The following is a 14445-nucleotide window of genomic DNA, read 5'->3' on the forward strand; positions in this document are numbered from 1 at the left end:
TTAATCCTCCTTGTTCATGCCTGGATGAGGGCCGTACTCTCCCGTTTCCATCAACTGCGACGCGGCGAGCGCTCTGGGTGTCCAGCGCAGGGTCGCGCGCGTTTCGAGCAGCCACGCCTGATAGGTCTCGCGCACGTTCTCGGAAGGCCCGTGATGAATGACGCCCTTGGGAACCCAGGTCAGCGTGCCCGGTTCGGAACAACCGCCCCAGACGCCGGGTCCTCGCACATAACAGATCACTTCGTCGAAGTCCGCGTTGATATGAATCGGCGGGCGGCCCGATGGGCGCGAACTGAGGTTGAACAGCAGCACATCGCCCGCAGCGGACGACAGAAACTGACTCGGCGGTCCGCCTTCCGGCAAGTAGGTGTGCACCTGGATCTTCGTCAGGTTGAGCTTCCATACCGGAACCGACTCGGACAACTGCACGCCGAGCGAGAGCGGGTCGTGCGGCATCGTGAAGACGGTGTTGTCGCCGTCCGACGTCTTCAGTACCAGCCGCGTCGGACCACCCACGGGAATATCGGCGCTCACCGCCGCGTAGGTCACGTCCCTCGCGGCGTTGATCATCCCCGAGGGCGCCGGCGGCGCGAGTCTCAACGCCGACGGACTTTCGATGATCACGCTGCGCATGCCCTCGCCGATCGGCGCGTAACGGTACGCGACCGCACGCGGGATACAGACGAAGTCACCCTCTTCTGCCGTGAGACAGCCGACATCGGTTTCGAATCGGACAGTGCCCGACTGAATGAAATGGATCTCGTCCGCTTCGACGTTTCGAACCACATAGGGCATCGGCTTGCGGCGCGCCGAGACAAGCAGCTTGACGCCAAGCCGGGACGTCGCTACTGCCGTCGGAAGGGCTTGCGCGTCGTCCTGATCGTCGGGAATCAGCCGATCCAGCACCGCTCGCCGCGGCGCATGAGGCCCTTCCACGGACAGGTAGTCCGGCGCATAGGTCGATCGGGTCACGACAGAAAGCGCGCCCATGAAGCCGTCCCGCGTCCACAACTGCACGGGGGGCTCGCCGCCGCTTGGCTTATCACCCATTTTCAGTCTCCTTCGGTGTTAAACACTCACAACAGGCACTTCGCTAAGGAAGCGGATCGACTTCATGCGACGTCGTCCGCTGTCCCGTCCGACGCCATCGCGTTGACGCGTGGTCAGCGCGTCGGCTTTCCGATCAGTGCACGATACTCGTTGGCGGTGGCGGGCTTACGCCCGAGCAGGCCGGCGATGTCGCGCGCCATCGTGAACATCTCGAGATTGCTCTTGAGGCGCTCATCGCTGTTCGGGAATTTCCACGGCGTGTCTTCCGTACCGACGCGGATATGCAGGCCCATCATAGTGGCAAGAGTTGTCATATACAGCGACGATCGGCCCGCTGCACAGACGCTGATGACCGAGGTCGGATCGATCTTGCGAATCTGGTCGACCATGAGGAACATGTGTTGCGCCATGTCCTGTGCGTCGCTGACCCAGGTGCCGGAGACCAGCGTGCGGCCGACGTTGAACGGCAGGCCGTACAGGATCAGCCAGTTGTACGGCTTCTTGAGAATGCCGGTATCGATCAACTTGCGCTTGGCGAGTTCGATTTCGCCCGAGCTATGAACCGCGAGTTCCGGCTTCACGCCAACCTCCTCGAGCGTTGCGACAGCCGGCACTGCAAAGGCCTCCGGATGTCCGGGCGCACACGGCGCAACCTCGGTCAGCCCTTCGCGTGCGGGGCTCATGCACATATCGAACGTGGTGCCATGAAGCACGTTCACATTCGGCACGAAGTCATTGCCGAAGCGGGCGCGCAGCGGCTCGATAACCTGCTTGTACGCTTCGACCGGCAGGATGTCGCGGTCGAGGCGACGCCCCTGTGCGTCGGTCATGAACGAGAAGTCGATATGAACGCCGCACGCGCCGGCCTCGATCACGCTGGTCGCTTCATCCACGTACGCCTGGAACGACGTCGTGTCTTCGAAGCGTCCGGAGACGGCGGCGTTGATTGCGATTTTCTGCGAGACGTCCCACTTGGGCTGCAACTCTGCCCCTGCAATGAATTGATACTCCTCCATTTCGCGTTTCGCGGCTTCCCAGAGTGGCAGCTTTTCAATCATGGTGATCCTCTACAAAGATGGTGAAGTAAGAGTAGAACTGTTCCGAACCTTCGGCCACTTGACTCCGGTAGATGCAGGCGTCATCGCGTCCGATCATTTGATTCGCAGTCCTGTATCAATAAAAATCGAACGGACCCGGTCTTGGCAACATTCATGCCGCAGGCCGACTCCGCTGGTATCACGACCGAATCATTTGTGCTAAGATGATTCCGTTAGATATCGATCTATATCGAATGATGTGTCTTGGAATGAATAAAGTCAAGGACGCTAGGGAATTCCCCAAGGAAGCGTCGTGACCGCGGCCCCGGACAGACGTCGGAGCGTCGAGCCTGTCCCTATCTTGAGGAATGAGCCCATGGCCAAGTCCTGCCCCTCCGCAATCGACACGCCCCTGGATCACATCGCGCCGTCCCGGGCCTCATCGGGAAGAGAGACGCCCGATATCCTTGACGACCGGGGAAGGACAGTGCCGTGGATGACCCGAACATTGCACCGGCTCTATGACGCCGAAGCGCAAAAGATCCTGGGCCGGGAGAGCGTGTCCATCGCGCACTGGTACTACCTGAGAGTGCTGGCACAGCGCGGCGAGCTGAATCAGCTGGAGCTGAGCAAGCGCGTCGGCATCGCCTCGACGACGGCCGTACCTGCTCTCGACAGCATGGAGAAGCGTGGTTTGCTCAAGCGAACGCGAGACCCGAAAGATCGCCGCAAGTACTACGTCAGTCTCACCGACGACGGACGACGTCTCGTGGAGACGATGATGCCGGAGATCGTTCACATGATCTCGAATTCGATCGACGGAGTAGACCCGGACGAGATGCGTGTCTTCTGGAAGGTCTTGCATCAGATCGCGCAGAATCTCCTGGACAAATCCAGCGAGGATTCCGTGGTCGATTGACGTCCGGTGCATGCACATCACCTGGATCGCATAAGAAAACGGCTGAGCCTCCCTGCCGTCTCAGGCAGGAAGGCTCAGCCGCAGGTCGCGATGGCTGGGCGCCGAATGTTAGCGCACGACTTCAGAAACCACTTGCCGAACCCGATCGGGTTGCCCCGTCGGATGCACCCCCAAACGCCGTCCCGGCGCCTTGCGCCGCAGCGTTCTGTGCCGCCAGTCTGGCCTGCGCTGCCTGGATGTTCTCGGGATAGTGCACCCAGTCATGCGGGTCATAACCTGCTTTCTCGAGTTGCGCCAGCTCCGCACGCACCTGTGCACGACTTGCCGGCTGACTGGAACTGGACTGCGCAAACGCCGCAGCCGGTACCGCAACCACGGCGGCAAAAAGAACCATTCTGGCGAACGACTTCATGATCATTACCTCAACGGATTGTTGTTAGCGGCGCTACAAACACTGACTGGCCACAAGTGGCTGAAAGTGTAAACGTCAAAAACGATTCGGGTAACTACTAGTTTTACAAACTCTGCGTTGCCGTGACGTCAACAATGCGTGAGTGAAGATGCTTTCCGGAAGTCGCGGAAGCGTCATTGAATCGGCTCGCACCTTAAGCGGCTGAGGCCTGTCCACAGGGCGTGAGCGGCTGCTTCATCGCTAGGGAGATTCCCCTAGTTGCTTGACTTTGTTCGTCCCGAAACACATCATTCGATATAAATCGATTCTACATAGCACAATATAGCGACGACCCCGTGCCGACGGCGAAGACGAACATCAGGCGGCACGATGACAAGCAATTAAATAGGAATACGTAATACATAAATTCAGATGACGTCGGAGACATCGACACACGTCTCGACAGATATCGCACGCGATTTCAACCACTCCGTTCGAGAATGATTATGCTCAGCCAATCCCGCTTCCGGCACGCCGCATCTCCAGGCAGAACCCCGCTTCGCCGCATTGTCGAGCGCGCCGCACCGTTAGTCTCGGCCGCGCTGCTCTCCGCCGCCGCACATGCTGCGGACGACTCCCTGACGAACCGTCAAGGCGACATTACGCCACTTTGCGGCACGAAGCCGATGATCGTCGGCGTATCCGACGGTTACGGCGGCAACACGTGGCGCAAGACCGGCCTGGCCGAGGTCAAGGACGAACTGAGTCGCTGCAAGAACGTCAAGCGGATCATCTACAGCAACGCCAATGGCGATCCGCAGAAAGCGAACTCCGACATCAACAGCATGGTTGCTCAGGGCGTCAATGTACTGATCATGCTTCCGGATTTCGGGGCCGTGCAGCTCCCGGCGATGCGCTCGGCCATGAAAGCCGGTGTGTCAGTCGTCCCTTATTCGGCCCAGATAGCCGGAGTGGCGGGACGGGACTATGTCGTCAATGTCGTCGGGGACACGAAGGAGATCGGCGCGCTCTGGGCCGACTGGCTGGGAGCGAGCGTCAGGAAAGGCAACGTGGTGTTCCTCGGCGGATCGCCGGGCGCGGCCGGATCCCAGAATTTCATGGACGGACTGAAGGCTGGCCTCAGGAAATACCCGGACATGAAGCTGCTGAATGAACAGTTCGTCGTGACGAACTGGAGCCCGGTCGACGCTCAAAAAGCCACCGCGGGACTCATTGCACAGTATCCGCAGATCAACGCCATCGTGACGGACTACGGCGTGACGGCATTCTCGGCGGCGAAAGCCTTCGAACAGGCTCACCTGCCGGTGCCCGCCATCGTCACCATCGCCAGCAACAATGAGCTGAATTGCCACTATCTGGCGAAGAAGAAGTCCGGCGCAAGCTTCCCCTACTACACGCTCGATGGCACGACCACCTATGTGCGCTTTGCCGTCCGCCATGGCGTAGCCAGCTACCAGGGCACGTCCGACAAGGAGTCGCCCGCGGTCCTTCCGTTCGCCTACGCCGATAGCGCGAAGGGTCTCGATCCCAAATGCGACCCGAGCGCCCCGCCCGACGCCGACCTGTCGTCCGCCCTTCCCCCAGAAAAGCTCAAGGCAGTGTTTGAGCAGTGATAGCGGAGAGACATCATGATCGAACAGAAAACACTGCTACAGATAGATCGCGTCACGAAGATCTTCCCCGGCGTACGGGCGCTCGATAACGTCACGTTCTCCGTGCTCGCCGGCGAGGTCCACGGGCTCGTCGGGGAGAACGGCGCCGGCAAGTCCACGCTCATGGCGGTCGCGTCCGGCGCGCTCGTCGCCGAAGAGGGACGTGTCCTGATCAACGGCGTCGAAACCAGAGGCGATACCGACGAGGCGCGCCGGCTCGGTCTCGCGATCGTGCGCCAGGAGCCGGCCCTCATGCCGGATCTCACCGTCGCGGAAAACCTCTATCTCGGCGTGCCCGTCGAGCAACGCCCTTCGCTGATGAGAACCGGCGGCTGGGCACGGCGACTTCTCCGGCAATGGAGCGACGATGTTGCGATCGACGCTGACGAACGGGTTCTGAGCCTGAATCCCGAGCAGCGTTTCATTGTCGAGATCGTGAAGGCGCTCGCCGCCAATCCGAAGGTCCTGGTGCTCGACGAGCCTACCGAGCACCTGCTCGCGGAAGATGTCGATCGGCTGTTCGAGCGTATTCGCAAGGTGACCGCGTCAGGCTGTGCGGTCGTTTATATCTCGCACCGCATTCGCGAGGTGCGGCAGATCGCGAGCCGCCTCACCGTGCTCCGCGACGGACAGGGGCAAGGAACGTATGAAGCAACGGGTCTCAGCGAGCAGCAGATCGTCGAGCTGATCGTCGGAGCGGCGCTCGATCGGGATTTCCCGCCCAAAGCCGGCAGCGAACGCGACGGCACCGTGCTCGGCGTGACGTCCCTGCGAGGTGCGGGCTTCACCGATATCTCGCTCCAGGTCCAAAAGGGAGAAATCGTCGGACTGGCCGGCATCGATGGCAACGGACAGCGCGAGTTCATGCGCGCGCTTGCTGGCCTGAACCGAAGCCACGGCAGAGTCGACGTGAACACAAGGCCGACGAAACTTCAAAGCTCCGAGGCCGCCGCCAGGTCCGGCATTCGTTACCTGCCCGGCGACCGACACAGAGAAGGCATCTTCGGCGAGCTTTCCTTGCGCGAGAACTTCTCGATCCGCAGTCTTCGCTTCGACGCCCTTCAAGGCTGGATCAGCCAGCGGCGCGAAGCAAAGCGCACGCGACAGGCCGTGGAAGCGTTTTCGGTCAAGACACCGTCGGTGGAAACGCCGATCCGCTCCCTGTCGGGCGGAAATCAGCAAAAGCTGGTGCTGGCAAGCGTACTGGCAAGCCGGCCCGAGGTCCTGCTCGTCGACGAGCCGACCCAAGGCGTCGACATCGGTGCGCGAATGGAAATCTACAAGGTGCTCCGCGAAGCGGCCGCATCGGGCACCGCGATCGTCGTGGTCTCGTCCGACGCACTCGAGGTGGCGGGCCTGTGCGACCGCGTGTTCATCTTCTCCCGCGGACACATCGTCAAGGAGCTGCGCGACGCGGACGTCAGCGAGAACAACATCACGTCGGCCGTGCTCACGGCAACCACGGAGCGCGAGCGCGGATCGGCCGATGTCTCCGGGTTCTGGAAATGGGCCGCGGGAGATTCCGCGCCGCTGGTGATGCTCGCGCTCGCGGTCTTCGCGCTGGGTTTCTTCGCCGCGCATGTCAACGAAAGCTATCTGTCCGCGCGCAATCTGAGCGGCATGCTGGCGCTGGTCGCAACGCTGGCCATCGTCGCTTATGGACAGCAGGCGCTGATGCTCGCAGGAGGAATCGATTTGTCCGTCGGGCCTCTGATGGGACTGATGGTCGTCATACAGTCGTTCTTCCTGGGCGACGGCTCCCCGCTGATGCACCAGTTATCCGGGTGGATCATCGTGTTGATCGCGGCGCTCGCCGTCGGACTGGTGAACTGGATCCTGGTCGACCCGTTCAGGCTCCATCCGATGGTGGCCACGCTGGCGACCTATATGGCCCTGCAGGCCATCTCCCTGTTCCTGCGTCCGGTGCCGGGCGGGTTGATCGCGGATGGCGTCGTCGAGACCATCGGTGCGCAGGCCGGATTCATCCCGGCGTTCCTCATTCTTGCCGTCGTTCTCGCGGTCCTGCTCGAGTTTGCGCTGTTCAAAAGCCGGCTCGGACTCGCGTTCCGCGGCGTCGGCTCCCGGATCGACGCAGCTCGCATGGCGGGCGTGCGTCCTCATCGCACCTTGCTGATGGCCTATGTCGGCTGCTCGCTTCTCGCGGGCGTCGCGGCCGTGCCGATGATGGCGCAAGTCGGCTCAGGCGACCCGAGCGCGGGGATCAACTACACGCTCGCCAGCATCGCTGCGGTTGTGATCGGCGGTGCGAGCCTCTTCGGCGGACGTGGGTCGTTCGTAGGTGCGCTGCTCGGCGCACTGCTCATCATTCAGGTGAACGTGGTCACGTCGTTCCTGGACATCGGGGACGCCTGGCAATCCTATCTGCTGGGCGGGATGATCCTCGCGTCGGTCGCGCTCTACTCGAAGAGCCGGGAAATGGCGGTGGCAAAATGAGAAAGGTCATGAGCAATCAGTCAGACGCCGTTTCGGACCTTCTGCGGTCCCGCGCTCCGAAGTGGAAGTCGTTCCGGGTTTCGGCCCTTGGCGAGTTCTGGTGGATCTGGGTCGGCCTGATCCTTCTCCTTGCCGTGAGCGCGGTCGTCGCCCCCGGCACCGTGACGCACGGCTCCATTCTGGCGATGCTTCCCTTCGCGGGCATCCTCGCGATCGTCGCGACAGGTCAGACGCTCGTCATCCAGCAGCGAGGCCTCGACATGTCGGCGGTCGGGATGGTCTCGCTGGCCGGCGTAGTGATGGCCCGAACCGGTGTCGGGTTCGATTCGATGGTCCTCGCGGTGGTCATGACGGTGCTGGTCGGTGCGTTCGTAGGAATCGTCAACGGAACGCTGGTGTCACGGCTCGCCATCACGCCGCTGGTCGCGACGCTCGCGGTCAACGCGCTTCTCATCGGCTGCGTCCGCTCCCTGACGGGCAACGTTCCGGTCAGCGTTCCCGCCGCCATGCAGACGGTATCCCATGCCCACGTTGGCGGCTTGCCGGCCAACGTGTGGTTCGCCCTGGTTTTCGTGATGACGGCATGGGTGATCACGCGAAAAACCGCGATTGGGCGCCGATTCGTGGCCGTGGGCGTGAATCCGCGTGCAGCCGATGCCGCCGGCGTGCGCGTCATGCACTATCGGGTCGGCGCGTATGTGGCATCCGCGGTCTGCTTTTCCGCGGCAGGCATGCTGCTGGGCGGATTCATCGGCAGCGCGTCGCAAACGTCGGGCAACGACTACCTCCTGCCTGCGATCGCAGCGGTGGTCGTCGGCGGCACGCCGTTCACCGGCGGCAAAGGAAGCGTCATCGCCAGCGCGGTCGCGGCCTTGTTCATGGCGCAGCTCGGCCAGCTCGTGCTGGCGCTCGGCGCGGGCCCTGCCGTCCAGCTGCTGGTGCAGGCATGCGCGATCCTGCTCGCAACCACCGTGCGCCATCTGCCGTCGATGATGCGGAAGTTTCGCAAGCAGGCGTAGTGGAAAGCGGTAAGCAGCGTGAATAGCGCCATCCGATAGTCGCGACCGTTCGCCCGACCGGTTCGCTGGAACATCGAAAGAGCCGGCCTGACTTGCAAGTCGATCGTTCTGGCTCGCAAGAGGCCGTGCAACCCGTTTCTGGAGATTCATACACTAAGGATACCGAAATGAAAAGGTCAGTCTTTTGCGCGGCTCTTGTGGCATGTGGCGTATGCAATGGTTACGCGCAGAGCAGCGTGACCCTGTACGGACGCGTTGCCTCGGGCCTTGATTTCGTCACCAACGTCGCGACGCCGGACGGTCAGTCGAAAAACAACTACAGGTTCGGCAGTAACCAGTATGGATATAGCTGGTTCGGCCTCAAAGGCGATGAAGACCTTGGAGGAGGCTTCCACGCGGTGTTCAAGCTCGAAAGCCTCTTCACTGCCGGCACGGGTCAGATCCCGCCCGACACGATCTTCACGCGTGACGCGTATGTCGGCTTGTCTCACGACAAATACGGCAGCATCTGGTTTGGACGCGCCATGAGTCTCACGGATGAAACCGGCTGGTACCTCGATCCGCTGGGAGAACAGGTGGGCATAGGCGTCGGAAACTTCGCGTTCGGGCGCGCGTGGGGACCGCGATCGAACGTCGTCACTTACAACTCGCCCAATTGGGCTGGCTTCTCGTTCAGAGTGCAGGACGGCTTCGGCAACGACGCGGGCAACTTTCGCGGCGGACGGCAATTCAGTGTGAGCGCGCAATACACGGCGGCAGCGTTCGCGGCTTACGGTGTATACGAAGAGTTGCGTGACGCCAACGGAAAGTTCTCGGGGCTTTATACGGCGTCGCGTGAGTATATGGCGGGCGCCACCTACACGCTGGGCCCGGTGAAGTTCTACGCAGGTTATCAGCAACTCGTCTCGTCGGGCCAGGACACCGTCGCGGATACCTTCAACCCTTTCGCGGCGACGCGCGCCCAGCAGGAGTGGCTCGGCGCCTCATACCAGGTGACTCCGGCGCTTGCCCTGCAGGCCGCCTGGTACCACGGCAATGTCAATCATGGCGGCGGCACAGGGAATCTTGCTGCGCTTGGCACGACCTATTACCTGTCGAAACGCACGTTTCTATACATGACCTTGGGCGCCATGTTCAACGGAAGTTCGTCGGCGTTCCCGGTCGAGACGGCCGACTCGCAACCGCTGCCCGGCCACAATCAGCAGGGCGGCTACTTCGGCATCATGCATTTCTTCTGAACGATTGCCCGCAGCGAGCGCGGGGCACCGGACGGCGCCCCGCGCTGGAACCGGAAGCACATGCCCGAGCGCCACCGCTCAATCCACGACCGTGTCTCCCTGAGACATCTGCATCAGATTTTTTTCGATCTGATGCGTCACCTTCCAGAAAACGCGCATGTCTCTCTCCGAAATTCCTTCGAGCGACGCGGAAATCATGTCGGTGAGATCGGGCAAGAGTTCATTGACGAGCCTCTTGCCCTCATCTTTCAGAGTCACGAAGTACTTTCGTCTGTCGTTCGGATCCCGGGTCCGCTGTACCAAACCGCGTTTTTCGAGGTTATCCAGAGCCGGCACCGCCGTGGTGGACGCAATGCCCACTCGCCTGCTCAGTTCCAGCTGATTGACTTCACCACGCTCCGCCAGCACGCGAAGGTAATACCAGTACGCGATCGCAAGATCCTCCCGGTCGAGAATCTTCTGCGCTTGCGCGTCGTAAAGCCTGTGGACGGTTCGCGCCATCCACGGCACGGATCGGCCTCGCTCATCGAAAACGTCTGAAGGTTGCTTTTCTCCGGGTTCCGTTGGTACGGCAGGCTTGGTGGCCTTGGCAGCGGCAGCGTTTGACTTGGGCATTCGACGATTCCTTTTTGAAAGTACCAATCACGGAATGACGCGAAGTCCTTGACTTTATTCATTCCGAGACACATGATTCGATATAAATCGATTTTGATCGGAATCATCTTTTCGCAGATGATCCGTCTTAATTGAGATCATACAACAGGTGACGGTGGTCGGTAACTCCGTCCTTCGCGCTCGCAGGGGCGTGTGTCGGCTTCAGGAAAAGGCTCTCATGCAAAGGCACGTTCTGGTACTGATACTTTGGCTGATGCCGATCGCGCTGCGGATGGCAGCACGCATGTTTCCTCCCGTGCGCAAGCACCTCGGCGCGCGGGACTGCGTGATTCAATTGCGCCTGCGGGACAACAGTCTCGCGAGGCAGCTTCATTTCAGGGGCGGCGTCCTGTCCGCTCGCTGGGGCGTGGCGCCTCAGCCGGATGCCGAACTCGTCTTCATGGACGCGGCCACCGCGCGCCAGATGCTGGCTCCGACGACCGATCATGCGTTTCTCATCGATGCGCTCAAGAACTTCAAGATCACGCAAGGCGGCAGCGATGCGGCGCTCGTCTGGTTCGGTCAGCTCGTGAACACGATGAAGACTGCGTCATGGCGCAGAGGCACCCGCATGAAAGACGGAACCACGCGTCACGTCACGCTCACCAACGGCGGGCCGGTTTTCGTCTTCGTGAAGGACGGCCGGATCATCCGCACCACCCCTATCGATCTGGAGCAGGACGACGGACCGAGCTGGACGATCAGCGCGAGAGGACATCGGTTTTCGCCCGCTCGCCGTGCGACCGTCAGCCCGCATGCGCTCTCGCTCAAATCGCTTGTCTATTCCGACAAGCGGATTCTCCATCCGATGAAGCGGATCGATTTCGATCCGAACGGTGAACGCAATCCCCAGAACCGCGGAATAGCAGGCTACGAGCGCATCAGCTGGGACGAAGCACTCGACATCGTCGCGGGCGAAATCCGCCGCATGAAGCAGGAACACGGCCCCGGCGCGATCGCGATGGCCACGGGCGCCCATCATCAGTGGGGAAACATCAACTACTACCTGAGCGCGATGCAGCGCTTCGGCAATCTGATCGGCTATACGCGCATCGAAATGAGCCCGATCAGCTGGGAAGGCTGGTACTGGGGCGCGATGCATCACTACGGCAACAGCCTGCGTCTCGGCACGCCGAGCTTCTACGGCACGACCGAGGATTGTCTGGAGCACGCAGAGGTGATCGTTTTCTGGTCCAGCGATCCCGAGTCGACCAACGGGGTGTACGCCGGTTTCGAGGGCACCGAAAGACGCTTGTGGGCCAAGCAGCTTGGGATTCAGTTCGTTCACATCGACCCGTATCTGACGCAAAGCGCCCAGTTCCTCGGCGGCAAATGGCTGCCCATCAAGCCAGGCACCGATTCCGCGCTCGCCATCGCCGTCATGCATGAATGGATGACCAACGGAACCTACGACAAGGAGTACATCGCGGCAAGGACCACCGGCTTCGACGAATGGCGTGCCTACGTGCTCGGCGAAGAAGACGGCGTTCCGAAGACACCGGAGTGGCAGGAGCCGGAAACAGGCATTCCCGCCAAGGACGTCCGCAGTCTCGCGACCTTATGGGCCGCCAAAAAGACCTACCTCGCCGCAGGCGGGCTCGGCGCGGGATTCGGCGGCGCATGCCGCACCGAGACAGGCGCCCAGTGGACGCGCAGCCTCGTCATGATGATGGCGATGCAGGGATGGGGAAAGCCCGGCATCAACTTCGGCAATCTGCAGATCGGCGCGCCGCAGGACCTTAACTTCTACTTCCCCGGCTACGCGGAAGGCGGCATCTCGGGCGACCTCAACTACACGGCGAGCGCGGCCAACAACTATTGCCGCATGCCGCACATCATCACGATCAATCCGGTGAAGCAGTCCATCCCGCGCCAGCGCTTCGCCGAAGCGATCACGGAGGGACACGCGGAAGGCTTCTTCTGGGATGGCTTCTCGGCTGAAGGGCAATTCGGTCAATACGCCTATCCCAAGCTGGGGCATTCGCGGGTTCACATGCTGTACCGCTACGGCTCGTCGTCGTTCGGCACGGTGCCGGGATCGAACAGACTCGTCGATGCCTATCGCCATGCATCGCTCGAGTTCGTCGTCAACCAGTCGGTATGGATGGAGAACGAAGCGCAGTTCGCCGACATCATCCTGCCCGCATGCACAGCGCTCGAACGCGACGACATCTCCGAATGGGCGAACTGCGGCGGATATATCCAGCATGCGCAGACCCAGCTCAATCATCGCATGATGATCATGCAGCACAAGTGCATCGAGCCGCTCGGCGAGTCGAAGTCCGACTATCAGATCTTCCTCGAACTCGCCACGAGGCTCGGCTATGGCGGCATGTACTCGGAAGGCGGCGGATCGGAACTGACGTGGTGCGAGCGCGTGTTCAATTCCACCGATCTGCCCACGCAAATCAGCTGGAAGAAGTTCCTGCAAAAGGGTTATCACGTCGTGCCGCCTCCCGCCGACAATGACAGGCCGCCGGTGGACATGCGCTGGTTCGCGGAAGGCCGCGCCAAGGACCTGCCGGAAGCGAATCCCCTTCCCGGCGTGTATTCGACCGGATTCAACCAGGGGCTTCCGACGCAATCCGGCAAGTTCGAATTCGTGCCATCGAGCCTGCGCCGCATCGAGCAGATCGATCCCGCGCGGCCGGCGGTCAACCGCTACATCAACAAGCCGGGCGACGCGCAACAAAGATTTCCGCTGCAGCTCGTGACCAATCATCCGGTCTACAGCTTTCATACCCAGGCCGATGGAAAGAACAGTCACATCAGCACGATCGACGAGCACAGGCTGAACGTCGATGGCTATCGATACTGGGTGCTGCGCATGAGCCCCGACGATGCCGCGGCGCGCGGACTCGGCTCGGGCGATCTGGTGCGGGTCTATAACGCTCAAGCGTCGGTCATCTGCGCAATCGACGTTTCGCAACTCGTCAAGGCCGGCGTTGCGCGCGGGAACGAATCGTGTGGCGAACTCGATCTGATTCAGACTCGTCTGGGTCCGGTGGATCGTGGAGGATGCCTCAATCTTCTGACTCCGGGACGAAAGATGAGCCCGACCGCGGATGGAATCATGCCCAACACTTGCTGGGTGGAGGTGGAGAAATGGGACACGGAAATAGCGAGGGCAGCATGACCGGATGGGCATTGGTAATCGACGTTTCGCTCTGCATCAACTGCCGGAACTGCGTGATCTCGACCAAGGACGAATACTCGGGCAATACGTTTCCTGGTTACTCGCCGCCTCATCCCCCCGAAGGATTGGAAACGATTCGTGTCGAGCGTCACGTGCGGGGAGAAGGCGCACTCGTGGATGTCACCTACGTTCCGAAGATGTGCAATCACTGCGACAACGCGCCCTGCGTGAAGGCGGCGGCGGACGGGGCGATCTACAAGCGCGCGGACGGCGTCGTGATCATCGACCCCGAGAAATCGCGCGGCCGGCGCGAGCTCGTCAAGAGCTGCCCTTACGGCATGATCGAATGGAACGAACAGGAGCAGGTCCCGCAGAACTGGAACTTCGATGCACACTTGCTCGACGCCGGATGGAAAGAGCCACGCTGCGCGCAAGCGTGTCCGACCAGGGCGATTCGCGCAGTGAACATGCAGGACAAGGAACTGGACGCGATGGTCGCGAACGAAGGTCTGTCGATCATCCATCCGGAGTTCGGCACGAAGCCACGCGTTTTTTACCGGCATCTCGATGACGCTCTGACGCATCTCGTCGCGGGCAATATCTGCGAAGCAGCCGCTGACGGCCGGCTGCGCAATCTGGAAGGCGTCGAGATCGTGATGCGCGACTTCTCCGATGACCGGGAACGCACCACCACAACAGACAGCTTCGGCGATTTCCGGTTTTCAGGCCTGACCGAAACGGTTTCGACAATCGAGCTGCGCGTAAGAAGGGATGGCGGCGAGAAGGTCATTGCAACGAGAGAACGCTCGGGGAGCGTCAATCTCGGCACCTTGCTGTATTGACATCGGACCCGAACGAGGCTTCACAACCAGCC

Annotated in this window: 11 protein-coding genes; 7 read left to right on the forward strand and 4 right to left on the reverse strand. The window is 61.3% G+C overall.

The window, feature by feature from the left end; translation table 11 throughout:
• Entirely contained in the window at positions 1-1050 is a 1050-nt protein-coding gene (locus BTHE68_RS29295) for a homogentisate 1,2-dioxygenase (RefSeq protein WP_162069820.1), read from the reverse strand.
• Positions 1051-1163: 113 nt separating this feature from the next.
• Complete coding sequence (locus tag BTHE68_RS29300; protein ID WP_162069821.1) at positions 1164-2108, reverse strand: 3-keto-5-aminohexanoate cleavage protein; 945 nt, start codon at positions 2106-2108, stop codon at positions 1164-1166.
• 355 nt (positions 2109-2463) lie between these two features.
• On the opposite strand from BTHE68_RS29300, the gene BTHE68_RS29305 reads away from it, so the two are divergent.
• Positions 2464-3006 (forward strand): MarR family winged helix-turn-helix transcriptional regulator, encoded by a 543-nt coding sequence (locus BTHE68_RS29305; protein ID WP_162069822.1) that lies wholly within the window; start codon positions 2464-2466, stop codon positions 3004-3006.
• 121 nt (positions 3007-3127) lie between these two features.
• Here BTHE68_RS29305 and BTHE68_RS29310 read toward each other — a convergent pair whose 3' ends face one another.
• Positions 3128-3418 carry a DUF4148 domain-containing protein gene (locus BTHE68_RS29310; protein ID WP_162069823.1) on the reverse strand — a complete coding sequence of 97 codons (291 nt, stop codon included), beginning with the start codon at positions 3416-3418 and terminating at the stop codon, positions 3128-3130.
• Between the two features lie 485 nt (positions 3419-3903).
• Here BTHE68_RS29310 and BTHE68_RS29315 point away from each other — a divergent pair, with 485 nt between their 5' ends.
• From BTHE68_RS29315 to BTHE68_RS29330, 4 genes are all read left to right on the forward strand, one after another.
• Positions 3904-5031 (forward strand): substrate-binding domain-containing protein, encoded by a 1128-nt coding sequence (locus BTHE68_RS29315; RefSeq protein WP_232078250.1) that lies wholly within the window; start codon positions 3904-3906, stop codon positions 5029-5031.
• A gap of 15 nt (positions 5032-5046) precedes the next feature.
• The gene (locus BTHE68_RS29320) at positions 5047-7524 is read left to right on the forward strand and encodes an ATP-binding cassette domain-containing protein (RefSeq protein WP_162069825.1); all 2478 of its coding nucleotides are present in this window, start codon (positions 5047-5049) and stop codon (positions 7522-7524) included.
• A gap of 8 nt (positions 7525-7532) precedes the next feature.
• Positions 7533-8543, forward strand: coding sequence for an ABC transporter permease (locus BTHE68_RS29325; protein WP_353622672.1), 1011 nt, complete (start codon positions 7533-7535; stop codon positions 8541-8543).
• Between the two features lie 92 nt (positions 8544-8635).
• Complete coding sequence (locus BTHE68_RS29330) at positions 8636-9781, forward strand: porin (RefSeq protein ID WP_232078252.1); 1146 nt, start codon at positions 8636-8638, stop codon at positions 9779-9781.
• 78 nt (positions 9782-9859) lie between these two features.
• On the opposite strand, the gene BTHE68_RS29335 is transcribed toward BTHE68_RS29330, so the two are convergent.
• Positions 9860-10396, reverse strand: coding sequence for a MarR family winged helix-turn-helix transcriptional regulator (locus BTHE68_RS29335; protein WP_162069827.1), 537 nt, complete (start codon positions 10394-10396; stop codon positions 9860-9862).
• Between the two features lie 217 nt (positions 10397-10613).
• On the opposite strand from BTHE68_RS29335, the gene BTHE68_RS29340 reads away from it, so the two are divergent.
• Both BTHE68_RS29340 and BTHE68_RS29345 read left to right on the forward strand, forming a co-directional pair.
• Positions 10614-13571, forward strand: a complete 2958-nt coding sequence (locus BTHE68_RS29340) for a molybdopterin-dependent oxidoreductase (RefSeq protein WP_162069828.1) — start codon at positions 10614-10616, stop codon at positions 13569-13571.
• Positions 13541-14413 (forward strand): 4Fe-4S dicluster domain-containing protein, encoded by an 873-nt coding sequence (locus BTHE68_RS29345; protein ID WP_162069829.1) that lies wholly within the window; start codon positions 13541-13543, stop codon positions 14411-14413. Before BTHE68_RS29340 ends, BTHE68_RS29345 begins: the two co-directional genes overlap by 31 nt.
• Positions 14414-14445 lie beyond the last annotated feature (32 nt).

This window comes from Burkholderia sp. THE68 (assembly GCF_009938265.1).
GTDB lineage: Bacteria > Pseudomonadota > Gammaproteobacteria > Burkholderiales > Burkholderiaceae > Caballeronia.